23 protein-coding genes are annotated in these 21,761 nt (G+C 67.1%); 13 read left to right on the plus strand and 10 right to left on the minus strand.

From position 1 onward, the window contains the following. The first annotated feature begins 11 nt into the window (after positions 1–11). The 8 genes from M2299_RS00680 to M2299_RS00715 all read left to right on the plus strand — a co-directional run bounded on the left by M2299_RS00680 (position 12) and on the right by M2299_RS00715 (position 6,645). Positions 12–545 (plus strand): DUF2796 domain-containing protein, encoded by a 534-nt coding sequence (locus M2299_RS00680; protein ID WP_099784293.1) that lies wholly within the window; start codon positions 12–14, stop codon positions 543–545. Beyond that, the gene (locus M2299_RS00685; RefSeq protein ID WP_099784291.1) at positions 542–1,237 is read left to right on the plus strand and encodes an ATP-binding cassette domain-containing protein; all 696 of its coding nucleotides are present in this window, start codon (positions 542–544) and stop codon (positions 1,235–1,237) included. The genes M2299_RS00680 and M2299_RS00685 overlap by 4 nt, the downstream gene beginning before the upstream one ends. Next, the gene (locus M2299_RS00690) at positions 1,230–2,483 is read left to right on the plus strand and encodes an ABC transporter permease (protein WP_280883646.1); all 1,254 of its coding nucleotides are present in this window, start codon (positions 1,230–1,232) and stop codon (positions 2,481–2,483) included. The genes M2299_RS00685 and M2299_RS00690 overlap by 8 nt, the downstream gene beginning before the upstream one ends. An 8-nt stretch (positions 2,484–2,491) precedes the next feature. Further along, positions 2,492–3,034 (plus strand): DUF3299 domain-containing protein, encoded by a 543-nt coding sequence (locus tag M2299_RS00695; protein WP_080148893.1) that lies wholly within the window; start codon positions 2,492–2,494, stop codon positions 3,032–3,034. After that, the gene (locus M2299_RS00700; protein ID WP_280883647.1) at positions 3,024–3,653 is read left to right on the plus strand and encodes a DUF3299 domain-containing protein; all 630 of its coding nucleotides are present in this window, start codon (positions 3,024–3,026) and stop codon (positions 3,651–3,653) included. The genes M2299_RS00695 and M2299_RS00700 overlap by 11 nt, the downstream gene beginning before the upstream one ends. A gap of 46 nt (positions 3,654–3,699) precedes the next feature. Further along, positions 3,700–4,422: a hypothetical protein gene (locus M2299_RS00705; RefSeq protein WP_280883760.1), complete on the plus strand. Its 723-nt coding sequence runs from the start codon at positions 3,700–3,702 to the stop codon at positions 4,420–4,422. A 125-nt stretch (positions 4,423–4,547) separates the two neighbouring features. Next, complete coding sequence (locus tag M2299_RS00710; RefSeq protein WP_180831079.1) at positions 4,548–6,080, plus strand: MFS transporter; 1,533 nt, start codon at positions 4,548–4,550, stop codon at positions 6,078–6,080. 4 nt (positions 6,081–6,084) lie between these two features. Continuing rightward, a complete protein-coding gene (locus M2299_RS00715) occupies positions 6,085–6,645 on the plus strand; it encodes a TetR/AcrR family transcriptional regulator (RefSeq protein ID WP_280883648.1) in 561 nt (186 codons plus the stop codon). A gap of 28 nt (positions 6,646–6,673) precedes the next feature. On the opposite strand, the gene fdhD is transcribed toward M2299_RS00715, so the two are convergent. Continuing rightward, positions 6,674–7,531: a formate dehydrogenase accessory sulfurtransferase FdhD gene (gene fdhD / locus M2299_RS00720; RefSeq protein WP_099842588.1), complete on the minus strand. Its 858-nt coding sequence runs from the start codon at positions 7,529–7,531 to the stop codon at positions 6,674–6,676. A 212-nt stretch (positions 7,532–7,743) separates the two neighbouring features. Here fdhD and M2299_RS00725 point away from each other — a divergent pair, with 212 nt between their 5' ends. Next, the gene (locus M2299_RS00725; RefSeq protein ID WP_280883649.1) at positions 7,744–10,029 is read left to right on the plus strand and encodes an FdhF/YdeP family oxidoreductase; all 2,286 of its coding nucleotides are present in this window, start codon (positions 7,744–7,746) and stop codon (positions 10,027–10,029) included. Between the two features lie 9 nt (positions 10,030–10,038). Here the strand turns inward: M2299_RS00725 and M2299_RS00730 are convergent, their stop codons facing one another. Beyond that, entirely contained in the window at positions 10,039–10,473 is a 435-nt protein-coding gene (locus M2299_RS00730; RefSeq protein ID WP_280883650.1) for a hypothetical protein, read from the minus strand. 110 nt (positions 10,474–10,583) lie between these two features. On the opposite strand from M2299_RS00730, the gene M2299_RS00735 reads away from it, so the two are divergent. After that, complete coding sequence (locus M2299_RS00735; protein WP_280883651.1) at positions 10,584–10,907, plus strand: hypothetical protein; 324 nt, start codon at positions 10,584–10,586, stop codon at positions 10,905–10,907. 117 nt (positions 10,908–11,024) lie between these two features. Continuing rightward, entirely contained in the window at positions 11,025–11,561 is a 537-nt protein-coding gene (locus M2299_RS00740) for a DUF411 domain-containing protein (protein ID WP_280883653.1), read from the plus strand. Between the two features lie 42 nt (positions 11,562–11,603). Here the strand turns inward: M2299_RS00740 and blaL1 are convergent, their stop codons facing one another. Beyond that, the gene (blaL1, locus tag M2299_RS00745) at positions 11,604–12,473 is read right to left on the minus strand and encodes a L1 family subclass B3 metallo-beta-lactamase (RefSeq protein WP_280883654.1); all 870 of its coding nucleotides are present in this window, start codon (positions 12,471–12,473) and stop codon (positions 11,604–11,606) included. Positions 12,474–12,724: 251 nt separating this feature from the next. Here blaL1 and M2299_RS00750 point away from each other — a divergent pair, with 251 nt between their 5' ends. Both M2299_RS00750 and M2299_RS00755 read left to right on the plus strand, forming a co-directional pair. Further along, positions 12,725–12,991, plus strand: a complete 267-nt coding sequence (locus M2299_RS00750) for a hypothetical protein (RefSeq protein WP_025874431.1) — start codon at positions 12,725–12,727, stop codon at positions 12,989–12,991. 14 nt (positions 12,992–13,005) lie between these two features. Next, entirely contained in the window at positions 13,006–14,184 is a 1,179-nt protein-coding gene (locus tag M2299_RS00755; RefSeq protein WP_280883655.1) for a low temperature requirement protein A, read from the plus strand. Positions 14,185–14,207: 23 nt separating this feature from the next. Here the strand turns inward: M2299_RS00755 and M2299_RS00760 are convergent, their stop codons facing one another. From M2299_RS00760 to pip, 7 genes are all read right to left on the minus strand, one after another. After that, entirely contained in the window at positions 14,208–14,723 is a 516-nt protein-coding gene (locus tag M2299_RS00760; protein WP_223485667.1) for a DUF1697 domain-containing protein, read from the minus strand. Then, the gene (locus tag M2299_RS00765; RefSeq protein WP_223485664.1) at positions 14,720–15,361 is read right to left on the minus strand and encodes a response regulator; all 642 of its coding nucleotides are present in this window, start codon (positions 15,359–15,361) and stop codon (positions 14,720–14,722) included. Before M2299_RS00765 ends, M2299_RS00760 begins: the two co-directional genes overlap by 4 nt. Continuing rightward, on the minus strand, positions 15,354–16,412 hold the full coding sequence (locus tag M2299_RS00770; protein ID WP_280883656.1) for an ATP-binding protein: 1,059 nt from the start codon (positions 16,410–16,412) through the stop codon (positions 15,354–15,356). Before M2299_RS00770 ends, M2299_RS00765 begins: the two co-directional genes overlap by 8 nt. A 162-nt stretch (positions 16,413–16,574) precedes the next feature. Beyond that, entirely contained in the window at positions 16,575–17,312 is a 738-nt protein-coding gene (locus tag M2299_RS00775) for an MgtC/SapB family protein (protein WP_059064285.1), read from the minus strand. A 25-nt stretch (positions 17,313–17,337) separates the two neighbouring features. Continuing rightward, complete coding sequence (gene mgtA, locus M2299_RS00780) at positions 17,338–20,097, minus strand: magnesium-translocating P-type ATPase (RefSeq protein WP_280883657.1); 2,760 nt, start codon at positions 20,095–20,097, stop codon at positions 17,338–17,340. Positions 20,098–20,157: 60 nt separating this feature from the next. Next, a complete protein-coding gene (locus M2299_RS00785) occupies positions 20,158–20,457 on the minus strand; it encodes a hypothetical protein (RefSeq protein WP_025874438.1) in 300 nt (99 codons plus the stop codon). A 265-nt stretch (positions 20,458–20,722) separates the two neighbouring features. Then, positions 20,723–21,670, minus strand: coding sequence for a prolyl aminopeptidase (pip, locus tag M2299_RS00790; RefSeq protein ID WP_280883658.1), 948 nt, complete (start codon positions 21,668–21,670; stop codon positions 20,723–20,725). Positions 21,671–21,761: the final 91 nt, after the last annotated feature.

The following is a 21,761-nucleotide window of genomic DNA, read 5'->3' on the forward strand; positions in this document are numbered from 1 at the left end:
GGAGCCCCTCGATGAAACGTTCTGCCGCCCTTCTGCTGCTGCTTGCTGCCCATTCTGCGAACGCCCACGACGTGCGCCATCACGGTGCTCATGTCCATGGCCAGGCCGATGTCGATCTGGCCGTGGACCAGGGAACGCTGGAACTGGCACTGCGTGCGCCAGGCATCGGCATCCTCGATTTCGAGCGACCGCCGGCCGACAGCCGCGAACAGGCCGCATTGGCGCGGGCGCGATCGATCCTGCAGAGCGGCAGCTGGGTCACGTTGCCGACCGCTGCGCAGTGCCGGTTGGACCATGCCGAGGCGACGGCGGAGGGCTTTGCGCCAGTGGCTGTGGGAGCGCAGCCAGGCCAGCACACGCACGCTGGATTCACCGCCGCACTGCGCTACCACTGCGCCAACCCGGCAGCACTGCGCGGGCTGGCATTGCCGCTGCCTACGCTGTTTCCGGGGCTGCACGAGGTGATCGTCAACACCGCAACGCCGACCGGGCAAGGCCGCAGCGTGGTTACTGCTGACAGCCTGCGGGTGCCGCTGGCGCCATGAACGACAATGCCATCATCGACCTGCAGGGCGTGCAGTTCGGCTACGCAGGGCGTGCGGTGCTGGACATCGCACAGCTGCAGGTGCGCGCAGGCAGCAGCGTGCTGCTGCGCGGGACCAGCGGTTCGGGCAAGAGCACGCTGCTGGGCCTGCTGGCGGGCATTCTGCTGCCGGCCAGCGGCAGCATCCGCGTTGCCGGCCATCGGGTGAACACGCTCGGTGCCGCCGCGCGCGATCGTTTCCGTGCCGACCAGCTGGGCGTGATCTTCCAGCAGTTCAACCTGCTGCCATTCCTGAGCGTGCGCAACAACATCGCTTTGGGCGTGCGCTTTTCGCCATTGCGCAACGCGCGCATTGAAGGTGGGCTGGACGCGGAAATCGCGCGCCTGCTGCGTGCGCTGCAGCTGGATCCGGCACTGATGCCGCGCGCGGCGGGCACGCTCAGCGTCGGCCAGCAGCAGCGCGTTGCCGCTGCCCGTGCCCTGATCGGTCGCCCGGCGGTACTGCTGGCCGACGAACCGACCTCGGCGCTGGACCCCGAAGCAGCCACGGCGTTCGTGCAGCTGATGTCCGCGCAGTGCCGCGCCGCTGGCACCACCGCGCTGGTGGTCAGCCACGATGATCGCCTGCAGCCGTTGTTCGACCAGGTGTTGTCGCTGGGTGATCTGAACCGGGCAGGGGGTGCACATGGTTGAGTTGGCCTGGGCCAGCCTGCGCAGCCGCGCCTTGAGCGTGAGCCTGACCGTGCTGGTCATCACCCTGAGCGTGGTCCTGCTGCTGGGCGTGGAGCGCATCCGCACGCAGGCCCACGAAGGCTTTGCCAGCACTGTCTCGGGTACGGACCTGATCGTGGGCGCACGCTCGGGGCCGGTGAACCTGCTGCTGTACTCGGTGTTCCACATCGGCGACCCGACCAACAACGTGTCCTGGCAGTCCTACCAGGAACTGTCCACGCTGCCGCAGGTGAAATGGGCGGTGCCGCTGTCGCTGGGCGATTCCTGGCGTGGCTATCGGGTGATCGGCACCACCGCCGGTTATTTCGAACATTACCGGCATGGCGCAGGGCATGCGCTGGCATTCGCGCAGGGCCAGCCGTTCGACGACCTGTATGACGCGGTGGTCGGCGCTGAAGTCGCGCAGGCCGCGCACATCGGCCTGGGCACTGAGATCGTGCTGGCCCATGGCACCGGTGTAGTAACGCTGGCCACGCATGCCGACAAGCCGTTCCGCGTGGTCGGCATCCTGGAGCGTACCGGCACGCCGGTGGATTCGTCCGTGCTGGTGTCACTGCCGGCGATCGAAGCGATCCATGTCGATTGGCGCTCCGGCGTGCAGCTGCGCAGCCAGCATGTCAGCGCAGAACAGGCACGGCAGCTTGACCTGACCCCGACCAGCATCACCGCCTTCATGCTCGGGCTGAACTCGCGCATCGCCACCTTCGGCGTGCAGCGCAGCATCAATGAGTATCCAGACGAAGCACTGCAGGCGATCCTGCCCGGCGTGACGTTGCAGCAGCTGTGGCAGTCGCTGGGCACTGCCGAGCGCGCGCTGCAGCTGATCAGTGCGATGGTGGTGCTGCTGGGCATGGTGTCACTGATGGCGCTGCTCGTATCGACGCTGCAGGAACGCCGCCGTGAGATGGCGGTGCTGCGCGCCACCGGTGCGCGCCCGGCCTATGTGGCCTGCCTGCTGGTCGTTGAGGCCGTGGCCACTGCAGCAATGGCCTGCGCGTTGGCGCTGGCGGTGCTGACCTGTGCCAGCGCGGCCGGGCGCAGCTGGGCGCTGGCCAATTTCGGTCTGTCGATCACCCACGTCTGGCCGGACGCGCGCGAACTGGCCTGGGTGGGCGGCGTGCTGCTGATCAGCGCGGTTGCCGGCCTGCTGCCTGCGCTGCTGGCCTACCGGCGCACCCTGGCCGATGGCCTGGCGCCTGCGTCGTGAGCGCGGGCGTGCGCTGGCTGCTGCTGGCTGCGGCAATGCTGCTGGTTGCCTGTACGCGGCCGACCGATACCGGTGTGCAGGCACTGCCGCCGTCGCCGGTACAGAGCAATGCTGGCACGCAAAGCGAGCAGGAACTGGACTGGCTGCAGATGCTGCCCAGCGATGAACTGGCAGCACTCGAGCGCGGTGAGGGGCCGGAGGTGCAGCACAACGGCAACCGGCGCATGGCCCAGTTCGGTACGTTCCGTACGGTGGACGCGGTACTGGATCGCGCAGTGCGGTTGCCGGGCTACGTGGTGCCTTTGGCCAACGCGGCAGATGGCCGACTGGTCGAATTCCTGTTCGTGCCGTACTACGGCGCGTGCATCCACGTGCCACCGCCGCCACCGAACCAGATCGTGCATGTGGTGCTGCCGCGGCCGATCGCCATGCCCGACATGTACTCGCCGTTCTTCCTGGCAGGCGTGCTGCGCGCCGAGCGGGTGGACGATGATCTTGCCGGCTCCGCCTACAGCATGGCCGACGCCGAACTGAGGCCTTATGAACCGTAGCGCGAAGCTGCTTGGCGGTGTGCTTGCCGCTGTACTGCTGGCCAGTTGTGGCCGGCCCGCCGTGGACGCCCCACCGCCACAGGCCAACAATGCTGCTGCGTCGCCGGTGGCGGCGTCTGCAGTGATCGATCGCTGGGACGCGCTGATGCCCGAAGAGGACAGCTTCCAGCGTCCACCGCCGCAGATCGGGCTGTCACGTGGCAATGGCATTGACGGGGTGGGGGGCTTGATCGACGATACGGGTTCGGGCTCGCTGCCTGGGCAGGCCATCGATCACTCCAGCCCGCTACGCGCGCAGCAGTTCGGCTCGTCGGCGGTGGTCGATGGCGTGGACGGACGTGCGCTGGACCTGGATGGCTATGTGGTGCCGCTGGCGATGAACGACGCCGGGCAGGTGGACGAACTGCTGTTCGTGCCGTTCTATGGCGCGTGCATCCACGTACCGCCGCCACCACCGAACCAGATCATCCATGTCACCCTGGCCAGCCCCATCACGATGGGCGCGCTGTGGGATCCCTACCGGCTGTCAGGGCGCCTGCAGGTGAAGCACTTCGAGGCGGATATCGCCAGCGCCTCCTATGACGCTGCCGCAGCGACGCTTTCCGCGATCAACCGATGACGAGCACACGATGACGAGGCTCCGCGCACGCACCGTCGCGCTGCTGATGGCGGTGTTGCTGCTGGCAGGCACCGGGGTGGCGCTGCTGTGGAACGCAACGCACGCGCCCTCGCCACCGGCCGTTGCATTTCCCGCACCAGTGGCGGAAGCGCAGGCACGCATCGAACATCACCTGGCTGCCGACAAGGCCTTTCGTGATGACCTGCTGTTCCTGCTGGTGGCGACGCTGCGCGACCGCTGCGAACCCGCGCAGGCGGGAGTGCTGGCGCGCATGGCCAATCGTGCGTCGCTGCCGGTGCTGGCGGCGGTCAGCGCCGTGACCGCGCAGGATGCGAGCCTGGACAGACCCATCTACCAGTACATCCAACACCGCGCCGACGCCACCGGCTGCGGTCAGCCACTGCGCGTGCCGGCAGGCGAAGGCGGCACTATCGAGGTGGACATTGAACAGTACGCGCGCACCTTCCCGGACAGCTATTTCGATCCGCAGCGCAGCAGTGTGCCGCGTGACTTCGGCGCGCGTCCGCTGGCGGAACGCGCCGGCAACGCCTGCAACAGCGTGGTCTATTCAGTGCTGCCGCTGGGAGGGGTCGATTGGCGCTGCAGCACGCTGCGCAGCAACGCGCGCGCGCAGGTGCGGGCGCTGTGCGAAGAGGAGATGCAGCGCCAGCACGGCCATCTGCAGGGGGAGCTGGATGCCGCGGTGGGACGCGCCATGCAGGACCCGATCGTGCAGGCGGTCGCTGCCTTGCCTGCGGAGTGCAGGTAGGCCCCGGGTCATGAGGCAGGGAGCATTGCGCCTCCCGGCAGCTGAATGGGTCTCACTGGCAGCCTCATAACTATACAGGATGTCCTGTATAGTTATGAATGTACTCCTTCCCCATCCAGGTTCCCATGGCTCTCTCCCAGCCCTTGGACGGTGCTCCGTCCCTGTCGCGCGCCCGACGCTGGTCGCTGCTGTTCACCGTTGCCGCCGGCCTGCTGCTGGTCACGCTGGACAACTCGGTGCTGTATACCGCGCTGCCGACCCTGACCGAGGAGCTGTCCGCCAGTGCCGGGCAGGCGCTGTGGATCATCAACGCCTACCCGCTGGTGATGGCCGGCCTGCTGCTGGGGGCGGGCACCCTGGGCGACCGCATCGGCCATCGCCGGATGTTCCTGGTCGGGCTGGTGGTGTTCGGCATCGCCTCGTTGGCAGCGGCGTTCTCTGCAACCGCAGGGCAGCTGATCGCCGCGCGTGCCTTCCTCGCCGTGGGTGCGGCGGCGATGATGCCGGCCACGCTGGCCTTGATCGGGCTCAGCTTCCATGAAGAACGCGAGCGCAACATCGCCATCGCGATCTGGGGTTCGGTGGCCATCGTCGGTGCGGCGCTGGGGCCGATCATCGGTGGCTTGCTGCTGCAGCACTTCTGGTGGGGCTCGGTGTTCCTCATCAATGTGCCGGTGGTGGTGGTCGCTTTCATCGCGACCCTGCTGCTGGCGCCGGAAGGGCAGCGCGACAGCACCCGCCCATGGGACCTGCTGTCCTCGCTGCTTGCACTGGCCGCGCTGTCGGGCCTGGTACTGGCGATCAAGTCGCTGATCGCCACGCCGCCTTCGTACAGCGTGGGCGCGGTCTCGCTGCTGCTGGCGGTCATCTCCGGCATCGCCTTCAGCCGCCGCCAGCAGCAGTTGCCGTATCCGCTGCTGGATTTCGCCATCTTCCGCAATCCGGCCTTCCTTGCCGGCACCCTGTCGGCGGTGTTCACCCTGTTTGCGATGGCCGGGCTGCAGCTGCTCACCACCCAGCGTTTCCAGCTGGTGGCCGGCCTCAGCCCGTTGCAGGCCGGCCTGCTGGTATCGGTGGCGGCGCTGGGCAGCCTGCCCAGCGCGTTGCTGGGCGGCAGCGTGCTGCATCGCGTCGGCCTGCGTCCGCTGATCTGCGGCGGTCTTGCGGCCGGCGCGGTAGGTGTGGGCGTGGTGGCGCTGGGCTTCCCGCATGGGCTGGGCTGGGTGGTGGCCGGCATGGCGATCACCGGCTTCGGCATGGGTGCTGCCATCTCGGTTGCGTCCACCGCCATCCTCAACAACGTGCCGCCGCATCGTGCGGGCATGGCCTCGTCGGTGGAGGAAGTGTCCTACGAGTTCGGCGGTCTGCTGGCCGTCGCGCTGCTGGGCAGCCTGAGCGCTGCGATGTACGGCGCTTTCCTGCCGGAGTCGGCGGGTATTCCTTCCGCCGCGCGCGAGGGCTTCACCCAAGCGCTGCACGTGGCGCGTGAGGTGGGGCAGGGCGAGTGGTTCGCGCTGGCCACCGCGGCCTACGATCGCGGTTACCAGATCGTGCTGCTGGTGATCAGTGCGGTGCTGGCGGCCGGCGCGGTGATCATCGCGCGCCTGCTGCGTGGACGCGCCGGTGGCCGCGACGGCGCCGCCGATCGCGTAAAATAACGGCATGAGAACCAGCAAGCGCGAGCGCATCCTCGACGCCGCCGTCAGCGTGATCAACCGCGACGGGGTGCGTGCGGTCACCTTTGAATCGGTGGCGGCCGAGGCGCAGTTGACCCGTGGCGGCCTGCTATACCACTTTCCTTCGCGCGAAGCGTTGCTGCGCGGCATCGACGAGCACCTGGTGCAGAGCTGGGAAGCATCGATGGAGGCGCTGCTGGGCAAGTCGGCCGGCGAGGCCACTGCGTTGGAGCGCTACCAGACCTTCGTGCGTGTGTCGACGCAGAGTGCCACCCGTGCCGAGCTGATGTTCATGCTGGACTCGGTGGACCCCGAATTCCCCAGCGAGCGGCCGTGGGCACCGGTGGTGCAGCGCTGGGCGCCTTCGCCACCGGCCGCCGGCAGCGACGATCCGGCGGCGCTGGATAATTTCGTGGCGCGGCTGGCGGCCGATGGCCTGTGGATCTACGAGGCCATGTACGAAGGCCAGCTGGACGAGAACGTGCGCGCACAGGTGACCGAACGGATCGGCGGGCTGCTCTCTCCCGAGCGGTCGCGCAAGGCGTAGCAGCCAGTCCATCCGCTGAGGGCACCCGTCAGGCAGGCGGATGCCCGTGCAGGCCATCCCCCTGCAGGCGCTCCGGGTGGGTATACACGTTGAAGCCTTCTTCGCGGGCGAAGCCCACCAGGCACAGGCCGGCACTGCGGGCCAGATCAATGGCGAGCGCAGTGGGGGCCGAGACGGCGGCCAGTACGCTGGCACCGGCGCGCGCTGCCTTGCTGGCCATTTCGTAGCTGGCACGGCTGGATACCACCAGCAGGCCGCCATCGATGCTGTGTTCGTTGTGGTGCAGTGCACCGATCAGCTTGTCCAGCGCATTGTGGCGGCCGACGTCTTCGCGCACCCAGCCGATGCGGCCACTGGCATCGGCCCAGGCCGCTGCATGGGTCGAACCACTGGCAGCATTCATCGGCTGGCGTAGGGCCAGCCCAGCCAATGCCCGCTGCAGTGCAGCCGTCTGATACGTGCGGCGGTCCTTTACCGGAGGCAGCGGACGCAGCACGTCCTCCAGCTGGCGCGCACCGCACAACCCACAGCCGCCGCGACCCGGCAGCAGGCGCCCGTTGTCAGGATCCAGTGCGGCGCCGGGGGCGTCGGCGGACACGCTCATATTCAGCTCGATGCCCTCCAGTTGTGGTTGCAGCTGGATGGACAGCAACTGGTCAGGACGCTCGATCAACCCTTCGCTGAGCGAGAAGCCCAGCGCGAAATCCTCCAGGTCGCATGGCGTGGCCATCATCACCGCGAAGGCCGCGCCGTTGTAACGCATCGCCACCGGTACTTCTTCGGCGATCGTATCGACCCGTTGCTCCTGCCCCGTGCTGCGCCAGCGCTGCAGCGTGCGCAGGGCCGTGCCGGCGGGCGGGGGCGAAGGCAACGTCGATCCGGGCATGCGGCACATCCTGGGCAAAGCAGAAGGGCAGGCTACGCCCGGAGGATAGCGCAGCCATCCAGTGAAGACGCGGCGGTAACCGTTGCCATGGCAGCCTGCTGTACCCGGGCCGGGCCATGGTGCTGGGGTTGCCGGTGTGCTTGACTGGCCACGGCAGCCGGGCGCGAGCCCGGCACTGCAGGCAGGCATTCCACCAACGCAGGTTCCCGACCATGTCCGAACAGAAGCCGCCGCGTTACAAGCCTTACAACCAACCGGCAGGCGGCTGGGGGGCCGCCGGTGCGACCGCCAAGGTGCTGCTGCAGCAGAGCGTGATCGGCAAAGGATCCAAGGCACTGCTGGCGATGAACCAGCCGGGCGGATTCAAATGCCCCAGCTGCGCCTTCCCCGATGCCGACCACCGCAAGAAGCTGGAATTCTGCGAGAACGGTGCCAAGGCCCTGGCCTGGGAAGCGACCCAGCACCGGGTGACCCGTGAGCTGTTCGCCCAGCACACCGTCACCGAGCTGATGGCGCAGACCGATTACTGGTTGGAGCAGCAGGGCCGGCTGACCGAGCCGATGCGCTACGACGCCGCCACCGATCACTACGTGCCCTGCGAATGGGACGAGGCGTTTGCACTCATCGGTCGTCATCTGCAGGCGCTGGACAACCCCGACCAGGCCGAGTTCTACACCTCCGGCCGCACGCCCAACGAGGCGGCGTTCCTGTATTCGATCTTCGTGCGCGAGTTCGGTACCAACAACTTCCCGGACTGCTCGAACATGTGCCACGAGCCGACCAGCCGCGGCTTGCCGCCGGCGATCGGCGTGGGCAAGGGCACCATCGTGCTGGACGACTTCGAACACGCCGAGGCGATCTTCGTGATGGGCCAGAACACCGGCACCAACTCGCCGCGGATGATGAGCAACCTGGTGGAAGCGCGCAAGCGCGGCGTGCCGATCGTGGCGGTCAACCCGATGCCGGAGCGTGCCCTGATCCGCTTCACCGAACCGCAGGACGTGGTGCAGATGGCCACGTTCGGTTCCACCGAGATCACCAGCGAGTTCGTGCACGTCCGCATCGGCGGCGACCTTGCGCTGATCAAGGGCATGATGAAGGTGATGTTCGAGCGCGAAGCCCAGGGTGAGCCAGTGCTGGATCATGCTTTCCTGGCCGAACACACCCTTGGCCTGGAGGCGCTGCGCGAGGACGTGCTGGCGCAGGACTGGGATGAGATCGTGCGGGTGTCGGGCATCGCACAGGAACAGATCCGGCGCTGCGCGGAAATCTACATCCGTTCGCAGGCGACGGTCATCTGCTATGGCATGGGCCTGACCCAGCACCAGCAGGGGTCGCGGCTGCTGCAGCAGGTGGCCAACCTGTTGTTGCTGCGCGGTAATTTCGGCAAGCCGGGCGCGGGTATCGGTCCGATCCGTGGCCATTCCAACGTGCAGGGCGACCGCACCGTCGGCATCGATGAGAAGCCCACGGCGCGCTACTTGGATCGCGTGCAGCAGGTGTTTGGTTTCGATCCGCCGCGCGAGCACGGCCACCATGTGGTCGAGTCGATCGCGGCGATGCTCGATGGCAGTGCCAAGGTGTTCATCGGCATGGGCGGCAACTTCATCCATGCCGTGCCCGATACCGAGCGCGCCTACCAGGCCATGCGCAGACTGGAACTGACCGTGGGCATCGCCACCAAGCTCAACCGGGGGCATCTTGTGCACGGTCGCGACGCGCTGATCCTGCCGGTGGTGGCGCGCTCGGAGTGGATCCGCACGCCGAAGGGCGAGCAGTTCGTCACCATCGAAGATGCGATGTCCAACGTGACGGCGTCGCGCGGCGTGCTGGAGCCGGCCAGCGACCAGGTGCTGCCGGAGGTGGAGATCGTCTGCCGGATGGCGATGGCAACGTTGCCGGGCAGCAAGGTGGACTGGGCCGCGTACATGCACGATTACGGCCCGATCCGCGACCTGATCGCCGCCGTCTACCCGGACATCTATGCCGGCTTCAACGAGCGCATCCAGGCACTGCACGGTTTCCACCTGGATATTCCGCCGCGCAGGCGCGTGTGGCCGACGCCGAACGGCAAGGCCAACATCCTCGTCATGCCGGGCCTGGAAGTGAACACGGTAGTCGATGACCCGGAGATGCTGCGGCTGGCCACGGTGCGTTCGCACGACCAGTACAACACCACCATCTACAGCTACAACGACCGCTACCGGGGCGTGTACAACGACCGCATGGTGGTGTTCATGAACATCGAGGACCGTCTGGCGCGCGGGCTCGGCAAGGAAGCCCTGGTAAGCCTGGAAACGATCAGCGACGACGGCGTGACGCGGCGTATCGAAGGCCTGACCGTGCTTGATTACCCGATGCCGCGCGGGGCGCTGGCGGGCTACTACCCGGAGCTCAACCCCCTGCTGCCGCTGGACTACTACGATCGGATCAGCGGTACGCCAGCGGCGAAATCCATTCCGGTACGGATGCGCGCGCAGGTCGACGTGCCCGCGTAGGCGCCGATCCTACAATTGCTCGTTGTCGCTCAGCACGATGCTGCCATCCAGCAGCACCGGCACCATCTGGGTCCAGCCCTTGGCGTTGTAGTCGAGGCTGACCAGGTACACCCAGCCGCGCGCTGCGTCCTCGCTCTGCGGCGCAGCGCCGGCGGTGAACCGCTGCAGGCTCACCTCGGAGACCACGAAGTCATCGCCGGGATAACGCAGGCGCGCGTGGACCAGTGCTGCCGCCGCAGCTTGATGCACCGACAGCGGCGGCTCGGCGCGTGCCGGGTCGAACGCGGGAAGCGTTCGCAACCGCGTCCCGCTTACCTGCCAGCGCTCACGGGTGTGGTCACCATCGCCGCTGGACAGCACGGTCCATTGGTGTTCGCCTGCCATGGCCGGAAGGCTCAGCAACGCCGACAGCAGGAGGGCAGCAGAGGCGAAGCGGGCAGGCATGGAAAGGCTCCAATGAACGTCATGCATGATGACAGCAGGCAGCGGCGACGGGCGCATCGTGCGTCGGCTATCATCAGCCCGTGGATATATCCGGCCTGCTGCTGCGACTGATGCTGCTCCTGACCCTGGTGCTCAATGCACCGGCGCTGGCGCTTGCCTCGGCCGGCATCAACGGTCAGTCCGGCGGTGGTCATTGCGATGGCCCCCACGAGATCGCCGACGCTGCGATCTCTGTCACGCCCGCCTGCTGCGATGAACGGAGCGCAGCCGCGTGCAGCAGCGAGGGTTGCGAGTGCGTGCCGGCGAGTGTGGCCATGCTGCCGACAGCGGCAATCCTCGCTGCATGGCCACTGCGTGCAATGCCCGGCGACGCGCTGCCGCCGGCTCATCCCGCGCCTGCGCTGCCTCACCTGATTCGTCCGCCGATCGCCTGATTGCGCGCAGGTTGCGTACCTGCCGTCCTGCAATACCCCTCATCTACTTGACCCACGCGCATCCGTCGCGTGGATGGCAGGCGCTCGCGCCTGCGATTGCAAAGGAAAACCTGATCCATGAACCGCATTCTTTCCCTGAGCCTGTTGCTCACCCCCGTTCTGCTGGCCACCGCCTGCGCGCGTGCCTCCGAAGAGGCCGAGTCCTCGCCCGCAACCGCAACCGCCTCGGCGGTCGAGGCGACGGCCGGAGCGACGATCGACCGGGAGCTTCCGTTGGCCATCGTGCACAAGACGGCCAGTTGCGGTTGCTGTGGCGTGTGGGCCGACCACCTGAAGGCTGCCGGCTTCGCGGTTAAGATACGCGATACCGATGACCTGCATCCGGTCAAGCAACGGCTCGGCGTACCGGCCGGCAAGGCGTCCTGCCATACCGCCGAGATCGGTGGCTATGTGGTTGAAGGCCATATTCCGGCCAGCGACATCAAGCGCCTGCTGAAGGAAAGGCCGACGGCACGTGGCCTGGTGCTGCCGGGAATGCCGGCTGGATCACCGGGCATGGAAATGCCTGATGGCCATGTGCAGCCGTATACCGTGGAGCTGGTGCTGGCCGATGGCAGCACCCAGCCCTTCGCACAGCACGGGCAGGGTGGCTGACAAGGTGTAGCGGGCGCGGCGGCGGATCGCCGCCGCGCCTGGTCAACGCTGCTTTTCGCGTTGCTTCTTCAACTGCGCGTCGAAATTGCGTTCGGCCGTGTCGGCGTAGTCCTGGCAGGTCATTGCCTTGGCTCCTGCCGATGTGCCCGCTGCGTAGTTCCAGCCGCTGGCGCCGGGATGCGGGGTCAGCAGGACGTCGCAGGGCAGGGCGCGCACTGTGGCGAAGCTGCGGCGATAGTCCTCGATCAGGTGCGGGTAGCGCGGGTTGGCCTGCAGCTGATAGCCCGGCGCACTCAAACTGTCGGCGTAGACCATGCGCACCGGCTTGCCGCCCCGGGTGTCGGTCCAGGTCCAGGCGGTGCTGCCCGGGGTATGGCCGGGCACGAAGTGCGCGGTGAAGTCGACGCCACCGAGCGAGACCACCTCGCCGTCCATGATGATCCTGTCCGCCGTTGCCGGCGGATAGGTGATGTCGTCGCCGAAGTGCAGGTCGTTGCTGCCGCCACGTGCCAGCAGCACCGCAGATTCGGCATTTGCGACGATCTGCGCAGCGGTACTGCGCTTGAGCGCAGCAACCGGGCCGGCGTGATCGGCGTGGGCATGGCTGAGCAGGATCAGGCGCAGATCCTGCGGCGCAACGCCGCGCGCTTTCATGTTGCGCAGCAGGTGGTCGGCCATCTGCGGCATGCCGCCATCGAGCAGCACCGCGCCCTGCGACGTCTGCACCAGCAGTGCGGTCAGGTCTTCGGTGCCGATCTGCCAGGTGTGATCGGCAATCTGCAGCGGCGCCATCGGCTGCAGCCAGGAGGCATCAACGGTGTAGGCACGCAGTTGCGGCAGCGCTGGTTCGGCGGCAGAGGCCGCAGCGGGAAGCAGGGCAGCGAGCGTGATGGCGAGGGTCTGCAAGCGCATGGGAGGGCACCGATGAAGGAGGCCCAGAAACTAGCATGGGCCTCCTTCGTCGCGTCACGCATAGAATTCATGGCACCCATAAGGGCGCCGCAGCTCAGTAGCGGTACTGCTAGCCCAGCGTAAGCGCCCGCCGGCCCCCGGCGGCGGTCAATGGCATTGTTCGCCGCCCCGGGAAGGTGATTCCATGATCCCCCTCTGCAGCGCATACTCCGCCGCAGATAGGATGCACTGCACTATCCGGGAGAGTGACCATGCACGTGCTTCTGGTGATCGTCGGCGGGTTCCTGCTGCTGGCCGTCTTCGCGCTGTTCGGCAGGCTCTGGAGCACAAGCAGCCCTCAGCTGCCAACGGCGCTGCTGGCCTTCATCGGCACCTGGCTGCTGGTATCGGTGGCCAACATGTGGGTGGGGGTCAGCCGCGCAGGCTATACGGTGCGCGAGGAGTTGCCGATCCTGCTGCTGGTGTTTGCCGTGCCGGCGCTGGTGGCCGGTGTCATCTTCTGGCGGCTGGGCCGCTGAACCGAGGATCCGTGATGCCGGCAACGCCCCGTCTTCCTGCCCTGCGTCGTCGCGACGGCCATCATGCACGGGTGACCTACGAAGAACTGTTCTTCGACCTGGTCTATGTGTTCGCGGTCACCCAGCTCAGCCACCACCTGCTGCACCACCTGGGCCTGCTGGGCGTGCTGCAGACGCTGGTGTTGTGGTTTGCGGTCTGGCTTGGCTGGCAGTACGCGTGCTGGGTCAGCAACTGGTTCGACCCGGAGGCGCCGCGTATCCGTGGCCTGTTGTTCGTCACGATGCTGCTGGCGTTGCTGATGTCTTCGTCCATCCCGGAAGCCTTTGCCGGTCGCGCCTGGATGTTCGCCGGTGCCTACGCCACGATGCAGGTAGGGCGGACGCTGTTTGTGCTGCTGGAAGTAGGGCGCTCGCACCCGCTGGCCGCCAACTTCAGGCGCATGCTGGCCTGGGTCAGCGTTTCGGCCTGCTTCTGGCTGGCCGGTGCATCGGTCGAGGGCAATGCGCGGCTGGCATTGTGGGCGGTGGCTGTCGCCTGCGAGTACATCTCGCCGATGTTCGGCTTCGCGTTTCCGGGCCTTGGCCGTTCGCGTACCCGCGAGTGGACCATCGAAGGTGGGCACCTGGCCGAGCGCTGCCAGTTGTTCGTGATCGTCGCATTGGGTGAGACGTTGCTGGCAACCGGCGGCGTGCTGAGCGAGGTGGAGCACTGGAGTGGCGCGGTGGTGTCGGCAGTGCTGGCGACCTTTGCCGGTACGATCGCAATGTGGTGGCTGTACTTCGGCATCTCCAGCCGCGACGCCACCGACACCATCACCCGTTCCGACGACCCGGGCCGCATCGGCGCCTACTTCCACTACGTGCACGCGCTGCTGATCGCCGGCATCATCGCTACCGCCGTTGGCAACGACCTGGTGATGGACGAACCGGAGGCGAGGGTGACCCTGGCGTATGCCGCGATGCTGGCAGCAGGGCCGCTCATCTACCTGCTGGGCAGCGCACTGTACAAGCGGGCGGTCTACGGCCGCGTGCCGCGCTCGCACCTGGTGGGGGCAGGGGTTCTGGTCGTGCTCGGCTTCGTGCTGCCATGGATGCACCTGCTGGCGGCAGGGTGGCTGACCAGCATCGTGCTGCTGGTGGTGGGGCTGGCCGATACACGGTTGAAGCGAAGCATTGCAGCGACGCGCAGTTAGGGGGCTGCCCGGCAGGCCTGAGCTCAGCGCAGCTCCGCAGCCATCGCCGCCAGTCGGCTCACGGTGTTGATGTTGCGGCCGGTTCCGTTTGCTGCGAAGGGGATGCGCAGGCGCGAACCGGCCATGCCATCGCCGTAGTGGATGAACAGCTCGCGCTTGCCGAGAGCGAGCTGTTCTTCGCCAATACCCGTCACGCCCTGCAGCGGGTCCTTCGGCAGCGCCGCATCGATGAACAGGGCGACGACACGGTTGCCGGCGGCGTCCTTGAACGGGTTGCGGGCGACCACTTCGGCCATCTCAGCAGCGGTGCGCACCATCACGCCGACCGGCTTGCCCGCATAAGCATGCAGGCTTTTCGCCAAACTGCCGCGCACACCCGCTTCGTCGAGCGCACTGCTGAACACGGCATTGCCGCTGGCGATATAGGTGCGGACGTCCCGGAATCCGGCGTTCTCGCACATCCGCACCAGCTCGGTCATCGGTAGCTTGCCGGTGCCGCCGACATTGACCGCGCGCAGCAGGGCCACGTAGGCGGTCATGGCGCAGCGGCCTGCAGCCGGTCATACATGCGCACCAGATCGACCAGCGTGCGTGCTTCCATCTTGCGCATGACCTGCGCGCGACGCACCTTCACGGTGATCTCGCTGACACCCAGGTCGGCGGCGATCTGCTTGTTCAGGCGCCCGCGCACCACGCCGGCAACCACCTCGCGCTCGCCGGCGTTCAAGGTGCGCCAGCGCAGCTGCAATGCCCCCAGCGCGTCACCCTCGCGGCGTTGCAGGCGATTGAGCTCGATGCCCCTGTGGATCGCGTCCAGCAATTCCTGGTCGCGGAACGGCTTGGTCAGGAATTCGATGGCGCCGTCCTTGATCGCATTGACGCCCATGGCGATATCGCCGTGGCCGGTGATGAACACCACCGGCAGGTGCAGATCGTGGCTGGCCATGCTGCGATGGAAATCCAGTCCGCTCTGCCCGGGCATGCGCACGTCCAGCACCAGGCATGACGGAGCGTCGTCCCGCGGGTGGGCAAGGAATTCCCCGGTGGAGGCGAAGGCCCGCACCTGCAGGCCCATCGAGGCCAGCAGGTCCTCCAGCGCGGCGCGCACCGAGGCGTCGTCGTCGATCACGTAGACGATCGGTGACGGTTCCATAGGTGTTGTGGTGGGCTTACGCATGCGCAGCCTCCGTGGCCGTGGGCAGCTCGAAGATGAAGCAGGCGCCGCCACCGGCCGGTCGTTCGGCGCGGATATGGCCGCCGTTGGCCTCGATCATGGAGCGGCTCAGGCTGAGGCCCAGGCCGAGGCCGTTCGCCTTGGTGGTCCAGAATGCATCGAATACGCGGTCAATCTGCTCCGAGGGCAGGCCGACACCACGATCGCGCACGCTCAGGCTGACGTGGCCGCGGCCATCGTACGCTGTTACCAGGGACAGCCTGCGCTCGCTTACGGGCGTGTCCGACATCGCATCGACGGCGTTGAGGATGAGGTTGCCGATCACCTGCTGCACCTGCACGCGATCGGCGTGGGCGGGTGGCAGGTCGCTGCCCAGCACCAGCGCCACCGTCACACCATGCTGTTCCAGTTCGCTGCGCGAGAGTGCCAGCATTTCCTCCACGGCCAGGTTGAGGTCGAAGGCCTGGCGCTCTGGCGCGGCGCCTTGGGTCAGGCCACGGATGCGGGCAATCACGTCACTGGCGCGATGGGCGTCGGCGACGATGCGGGCGATGGTCTGGCGCGCCTTGTCCAGGTTCGGCGGTTCCTGGGCCAACCAGCGCTGGCTGGCTTCGGCGCTGCTGGCGATGGCCGCCAGCGGCTGGTTCACTTCATGTGCGATGGAGGTGGTCAGCTCGCCGACGGTGGAGGCGCGGGCCACCCGCAGCAGGCGCGCCTGTGCATCCTGCACCGCGGCCTTGGCCGCTTCCATCTTCAATGCCAGGTAGGTGGTGATGCCGATCACCAGCATGCCGATCGCTGAATTGACCAGGCCGATGCGGTAGGTGCCGAAGCGGGTCAGGAAGAAGCTGAGGCCGGTCAATGCGATGCAGACTGCCGCAAGGGCGATGAGGCCGCGCGCGGGAAGCCGCCGCGACGCTGCGAGGATGACGGCAGCGTAGAAGCAGGCAGCGGCAACGGCGTAGTCGGTAACCGTATCGACCAGGAAGATGGCCGCCATCACGATGATCAGGGCCAGCACGACCAGTGGGCGGCGGGGCGACAGCGATGGCATCGGGATAGCTCCCTGGCGTGGGTGGAAAGGATAGCAAAGCGCTGTTCAGTAGATGCCGACCTTGGTCGGCATGCCCCAGAGAGATGCAGGGTAGTGCCGGCCGCTGGCCGGCATCTGCAGGGTGTTCCCGCAGTTCATGAGGTTGCCGGCCAGCGGCCGGCACTACTCTTCCAGGCTGGCGTTCCAGAATCCCTGGAGCACGCCCGGCGTGGCGGCCAGCGTTGCCAGCACTGCATCCAGTTCAGCGCCATCGACCGTGGTGGCGTACAAAACCGCTTCGATCTCGACATCGCGCTCGCCGAACGGCCGCTGGTCGACCGCGCGTACCGGGTACTGCGCCTGCTCCAGCAACAGCAGCAGCCGGTCCAGCACCTCGGCCTGCTGCTCACGCTGACAGACCACGTTGATGGCATAGGTGGCCTCGCTGAACGCCTCCGGCAGCGGTTGCCGCTGGATGCGGTTCACCACCGGCCGCAGCAGGGTGTTGGCAGCCAGCACGAACACCGCAGCCAGTACCGCTTCAGGCAGCAGCTTGATGCCGGCGCAGGCGCCGACCGCCGCCGAGCCCCACAGCGTGGCGGCGGTGTTCAGGCCCGACACCTGGGCGCCATCCTTCATGATCGCGCCGGCACCGAGGAAGCCGACGCCGGAGATCACGTAGGCCACCACGTGCAGTGGTGACGGTGGCCCGCCGTACAGGTCGTGGAAGCGCACGGCCAGGTCGACGAACACCGCTGCGCCCACCGCTACCAGCGTATTGGTGCGCAGGCCGGCGGTGCGCTGGCGGAACTGCCGCTCCAGGCCGATCAGTGCACCCAACACGAAGGCGACGGACAGGCTGATCAGCGAGCTGAGGGTGGCGCCCGCGTTGAACGCGGGCAGGTGGGGGTTGAAGTCCATGAGGGTTCTCCCTGCGCCGATGCGCTTACTGCCAGCCGTAGCGACGGATGTAGAGCTTCTTCAGCGCGGTGGTCAGCACCGCATAGCCGAACAGGATCGCCACCAGGAACGGCCAGTAGCCGGCCGGCAATGCTTGCAGCTTGAAGTAGCCGGCCAGCGGGCTCATCGGCAGGATCACGCCGATGGCCATGATCGCCCCGGTCATCAGCAGCAGCGGCGGCGCGGCGATGCTCTGCAGGAACGGTACCTTGGGCGTGCGGATCATGTGCACGATCAGCGTCTGGGTCAGCAGCCCGACCACGAACCAGCCCGACTGGAACAGGCCCTGGTCGGCCGGCGTGCGTGCATCGAACACGTACCACATCAGGGCGAAGCAGCTGAGGTCGAAGATCGAGCTGATCGGACCGAAGAACGCCATGAAGCGGCCGATGTCCGCCGGGTTCCACTTCAGCGGCCTGCGCACCAGCTCCTCATCCACGTTGTCGAACGGAATGGCGATCTGCGAGATGTCATACAGCAGGTTCTGCACCAGCAGCTGCAGCGGCAACATCGGCAGGAAGGGCAGGAACGCCGAGGCCACCAGCACCGAGAACACGTTGCCGAAATTGGAGCTGGCGGTCATGCGGATGTACTTGAGCATGTTGCTGAAGGTGCGCCGCCCCTGGATGACACCTTCCTCCAGCACCATCAGGTTCTTTTCCAGCAGGATGATGTCGGCGGCCTCCTTGGCGATGTCCACCGCACTGTCCACGCTGATGCCGATATCGGCGGCGCGCAGTGCGGGAGCATCGTTGATGCCATCGCCGAGAAAGCCGACCACCTTGCCCTGCGCGCGCAGCTCGCGCACCAGCCGTTCCTTGTGCAGGGGCGTGAGGCGGGCGAACACGCGGTGCTCCTGCAGTGCACGCGCCACGGCAGCGTCGTCCATGCGCTCGATCTGCGGGCCGGTCACGATCGTGTCGGCGTCCAGGCCGACCTGGGCGCATATCCTCGCGGTGACCAGTTCGTTGTCGCCGGTGAACACTTTCACTTCCACACCATGCGCGGCCAGCGCCTGCAGTGCTTGAGCAGCGGATTCCTTCGGCGGATCGAGGAAGGCCACATAGCCCACCAGGGTCAGATCCCGCTCGTCGGCCTGCGAGTAGACCGTCTGGCTGGCGGAGGTTTCTTTCATCGCCACCGCCACCACGCGCAGGCCCTGTTCGTTCAGTTCCTCGGTGGTCTGCCGCACCCGGGCCAGGCGCTGCGCGTCCAGCGGCATGTCCCGGCCGTTCTCGCGCACGGTGCTGCACACCGCCAGCATCTCCTCCACCGCGCCCTTGCAGATCAATTCGTGATGGTCCTCGCGCTCGGAGACCACCACCGACATGCGACGGCGCTCGAAGTCGAACGGAATCTCATCGACCTTGCGGTAGTCCTGCGACAGGCGCAGCGAGCTCTGCAGCTCCACATGCTCCAGCACCGCACGATCCAGCAGGTTGATCAGGCCGGTCTGGAAGTGGCTGTTGAGGTAGGCGAAGGTCAGCACATCCTCCGAATCCTGCCCGAACACATCGGTGTGCCGCTCCAGCGCGATCTTGTCCTGGGTGAGGGTGCCGGTCTTGTCGGTACACAGCACTTCCATCGCACCGAAGTTCTGGATCGCGTCCAGGCGCTTGACGATCACCTTGCGCCGCGACAGCAGCACCGCGCCCTTGGCCAGGGTGGAGGTGACGATCATCGGCAGCATTTCCGGGGTCAGGCCGACTGCCACCGACAGCGCGAACAGGAATGCTTCGGTCCAGTCGCCCTTGGTCCAGCCATTGACCAGCAGCACGAACGGCACCATCACCAGGGCAAAGCGGATCAGCAGCCAGCTGACACTGTTGACCCCGGCCTGGAATGCCGTCGGCGCGCGATCGCTGGCACTGCTGCGCTGGGCGAGGGTGCCGAAGTAGCTGGTGTTGCCGGTGGCCAGCACCAGTGCTGTTGCCGTGCCGGACACCACATTGGTACCCATGAACAACAGGTTGGCCTGTTCCATCAGGCCGGCGTCGGCGTTGCCCGGCTGCACGAACTTTTCCACCGGCAGCGATTCGCCGGTCATCGCCGCCTGTGCAACAAACAGATCCTTGGCGGCGAGCACGCGGCAGTCGGCCGGGATCATATCGCCGGCCGACAGCACGATATGGTCACCCGGTACCAGGTCGCGGATGGGCAGGTCCAGCAGCCGTGCCGGCCGCCGGCTGTGCAGCTGTGCGCCGAAATACTGGTCGGCCACCTCCGCCGCCTCGGTGCCCGCAGCGCGGCGCAGCACGCGGGCGGTGTTGCCTACCAGTGCCTTCAGCCGTTCGGCGGCGCGATTGGAGCGCCCCTCCTGCACGAAGCGGATCAGGGTGGACAGCGCCACCATCGCGCCGATCACCACCGTCGCCTTGGCGTCTTCGGTCAGCCAGGACACGGCCGCCAGCACCGTCAGCAGCAGGTTGAACGGGTTGCGATAGCACTGCCACAGATGGCGCCACCACGGCAGTGGCTTCTCGTGATCGACCTCGTTGGGGCCGAAGCGCAGCAGGCGCTCTTCGGCCTCGTGCGGGCTGAGACCATCGACATGTGACTGCAGGGTGGCCAGCGCATCGGCTTCGCTGCCCTGTGCAAGCGCGAGCAGTCCAGCAGTGAGCGCGGTGGGCGCGGCCTGCGTGCTGCCACGGCCATACCCGGCTTCGGGCATCGCGCGACGACCGAACAGGTTGCCCGCGCGACGGCTGCGCAGGAAGGCGTTGAACCAGGCGTTGAGCAGGCTCATGGGAAGGTCCTCTTGGAGCGGCGCCGGGCGCAGCCGGCGCGTGGAGCGGAAGGGGGGGTATCAGGCGTGGCGCATGGCCAGCACCGATGGCGACCAGGGCTGCATGCGCAAGCGTTGGCTGCCGCCGATGCACAGCGGCTTCATCGCATCGCGCAGCGGGTAGGGCAGGTGGCGCAGCACGTTGATGCGCTCGCTGATCGGCAGCAGCGACAGTGCGTCGGCCACCACCCGTGGCGAGCCGAGGGCCAGCGAACGGGCGAACAGGACAGGGCCGTGCTGCAGCAGCAGGCTGCGCAGGGCGGAAACATCGCGCTCACCGATCAGGCGGCGCACGGTGATGTAGAGAATCTTGTAGGACATGGGATTCCTCCGGGCAGGCGCTGCCCGGGGCTCCCATCGCTTACACGGACAGGAACCGGCCGTCAGTCGCCAGCAGTGAACAAATAGGCAGGCTGGGGCGCGCGTTGCGCCCGGCAGGGTCGGGATCCATCTGCGTCTCCGCGTGGGGCGGCCAGTCGCTGGCCAGTGGCGCTATTGTCCGCGCTCGTATTCAGCAGGCCTAGAGGCCCGTGGGTTAGCCCGGCTATACCTTGGTATAGAAAAAGGGGCCGTTGGCCCCTTTTGTTCAGCTGCGGTCCGCGAAAGCGTCGGTGGCCCGCACCAGGGCATCGGTCGTGGCCGCTTCGTTGGCACTGTGGCCGGCGATGACCATCTCCAGCCGGGCTTCCGGCCACGCCTGTGCCAGGTCCCAGGCACTGCGCGGCGGGCAGATGATGTCGTAGCGCCCCTGCACGATGACACCCGGCAGATGGCGGATGCGATCGATGTCGCGCAGCAGCTGGCCTTGATCGAGGAAAGTGTTGTGGCGGAAGTAGTGGGCCTCGATGCGTGCCTTGGCCAGTGTATCGAGCGGATCGGTAGCGGACACCGCGTCGACGTCGTGCAGCAGCGTGGCGGCATTGTCTTCCCAGCCCAGCCACGCCTGTGCCGCGGCGATGCGGATGGCTTCGTCGGCGTGGTCCAGGCGTTTCCAGTACGCGTCGAGCATGTTGCCGCGCTCGCTTTCCGGAATGTGCGCCTGGTAGCGATCCCAGCGCTCCGGGAAGATCCAGCGCGCACCGCCGTTGAGCTCGGCGAACCAGCGGTTCTCTTCCTCGCGCCCCAGGAACACGCCGCGCACGATCAGCCCGGTGGCGCGGTCGGGATGCGCCTGTGCATAGGCCAGCGACAGGGTCGAACCCCAGGAGCCGCCGTAGACCAGCCAGCGCTCGATGCCCAGGTGTTGGCGGATCTTCTCGATGTCGGCCACCAGATGCTGCGTGGTGTTGTCGCGAAGCTCGCCGAAGGGCGTGGAGCGGCCGCTGCCGCGCTGATCGATCAGCACGATGCGGTAGCGCCTGGGGTCGAAGAAGCGGCGGTGAGTGGGCGAGATGCCAGCGCCCGGACCGCCATGCAGGTACACCACCGGAATGCCATCGGGCGTGCCGCACTCCTCGACATGCAGGGTGTGCAGTGCATCCACGGGCAGCGTGTGTTCGCGGTACGGGGTAATCGGCGGGTACAGCGTGCGCATGGCGGTGCCTCACAAGCAGGGACTACAAGGATAGCGGGGCACATCGACCAGCGTCATCCGCCCCAGGTTCAAGTATTCTTTGCGTTCAAGG

The organism is Stenotrophomonas sp. 1278, from assembly GCF_029892765.1.
Lineage (GTDB): Bacteria > Pseudomonadota > Gammaproteobacteria > Xanthomonadales > Xanthomonadaceae > Stenotrophomonas > Stenotrophomonas indicatrix.

What these genes read in the sequence shown, in the direction of transcription:
- M2299_RS00700 (WP_280883647.1), top strand. Translation starts at nt 3,024, where the DNA reads ATGAACCGTAGCGCGAAGCTGCTTGGCGGTGTGCTTGCCGCTGTACTG.
- M2299_RS00740 (WP_280883653.1), top strand. Translation starts at nt 11,025, where the DNA reads ATGAACCGCATTCTTTCCCTGAGCCTGTTGCTCACCCCCGTTCTGCTG.
- M2299_RS00725 (WP_280883649.1), top strand. Translation starts at nt 7,744, where the DNA reads ATGTCCGAACAGAAGCCGCCGCGTTACAAGCCTTACAACCAACCGGCA.
- blaL1 (WP_280883654.1), bottom strand. Translation starts at nt 12,473, where the DNA reads ATGCGCTTGCAGACCCTCGCCATCACGCTCGCTGCCCTGCTTCCCGCT.
- M2299_RS00775 (WP_059064285.1), bottom strand. Translation starts at nt 17,312, where the DNA reads ATGGACTTCAACCCCCACCTGCCCGCGTTCAACGCGGGCGCCACCCTC.
- mgtA (WP_280883657.1), bottom strand. Translation starts at nt 20,097, where the DNA reads ATGAGCCTGCTCAACGCCTGGTTCAACGCCTTCCTGCGCAGCCGTCGC.
- pip (WP_280883658.1), bottom strand. Translation starts at nt 21,670, where the DNA reads ATGCGCACGCTGTACCCGCCGATTACCCCGTACCGCGAACACACGCTG.
- M2299_RS00765 (WP_223485664.1), bottom strand. Translation starts at nt 15,361, where the DNA reads ATGCGTAAGCCCACCACAACACCTATGGAACCGTCACCGATCGTCTAC.
- M2299_RS00685 (WP_099784291.1), top strand. Translation starts at nt 542, where the DNA reads ATGAACGACAATGCCATCATCGACCTGCAGGGCGTGCAGTTCGGCTAC.
- M2299_RS00715 (WP_280883648.1), top strand. Translation starts at nt 6,085, where the DNA reads ATGAGAACCAGCAAGCGCGAGCGCATCCTCGACGCCGCCGTCAGCGTG.
- M2299_RS00690 (WP_280883646.1), top strand. Translation starts at nt 1,230, where the DNA reads ATGGTTGAGTTGGCCTGGGCCAGCCTGCGCAGCCGCGCCTTGAGCGTG.
- M2299_RS00730 (WP_280883650.1), bottom strand. Translation starts at nt 10,473, where the DNA reads ATGCCTGCCCGCTTCGCCTCTGCTGCCCTCCTGCTGTCGGCGTTGCTG.
- M2299_RS00680 (WP_099784293.1), top strand. Translation starts at nt 12, where the DNA reads ATGAAACGTTCTGCCGCCCTTCTGCTGCTGCTTGCTGCCCATTCTGCG.
- M2299_RS00750 (WP_025874431.1), top strand. Translation starts at nt 12,725, where the DNA reads ATGCACGTGCTTCTGGTGATCGTCGGCGGGTTCCTGCTGCTGGCCGTC.
- M2299_RS00770 (WP_280883656.1), bottom strand. Translation starts at nt 16,412, where the DNA reads ATGCCATCGCTGTCGCCCCGCCGCCCACTGGTCGTGCTGGCCCTGATC.
- M2299_RS00710 (WP_180831079.1), top strand. Translation starts at nt 4,548, where the DNA reads ATGGCTCTCTCCCAGCCCTTGGACGGTGCTCCGTCCCTGTCGCGCGCC.
- M2299_RS00760 (WP_223485667.1), bottom strand. Translation starts at nt 14,723, where the DNA reads ATGACCGCCTACGTGGCCCTGCTGCGCGCGGTCAATGTCGGCGGCACC.
- fdhD (WP_099842588.1), bottom strand. Translation starts at nt 7,531, where the DNA reads ATGCCCGGATCGACGTTGCCTTCGCCCCCGCCCGCCGGCACGGCCCTG.
- M2299_RS00785 (WP_025874438.1), bottom strand. Translation starts at nt 20,457, where the DNA reads ATGTCCTACAAGATTCTCTACATCACCGTGCGCCGCCTGATCGGTGAG.
- M2299_RS00755 (WP_280883655.1), top strand. Translation starts at nt 13,006, where the DNA reads ATGCCGGCAACGCCCCGTCTTCCTGCCCTGCGTCGTCGCGACGGCCAT.
- M2299_RS00705 (WP_280883760.1), top strand. Translation starts at nt 3,700, where the DNA reads ATGGCGGTGTTGCTGCTGGCAGGCACCGGGGTGGCGCTGCTGTGGAAC.
- M2299_RS00735 (WP_280883651.1), top strand. Translation starts at nt 10,584, where the DNA reads ATGCTGCTCCTGACCCTGGTGCTCAATGCACCGGCGCTGGCGCTTGCC.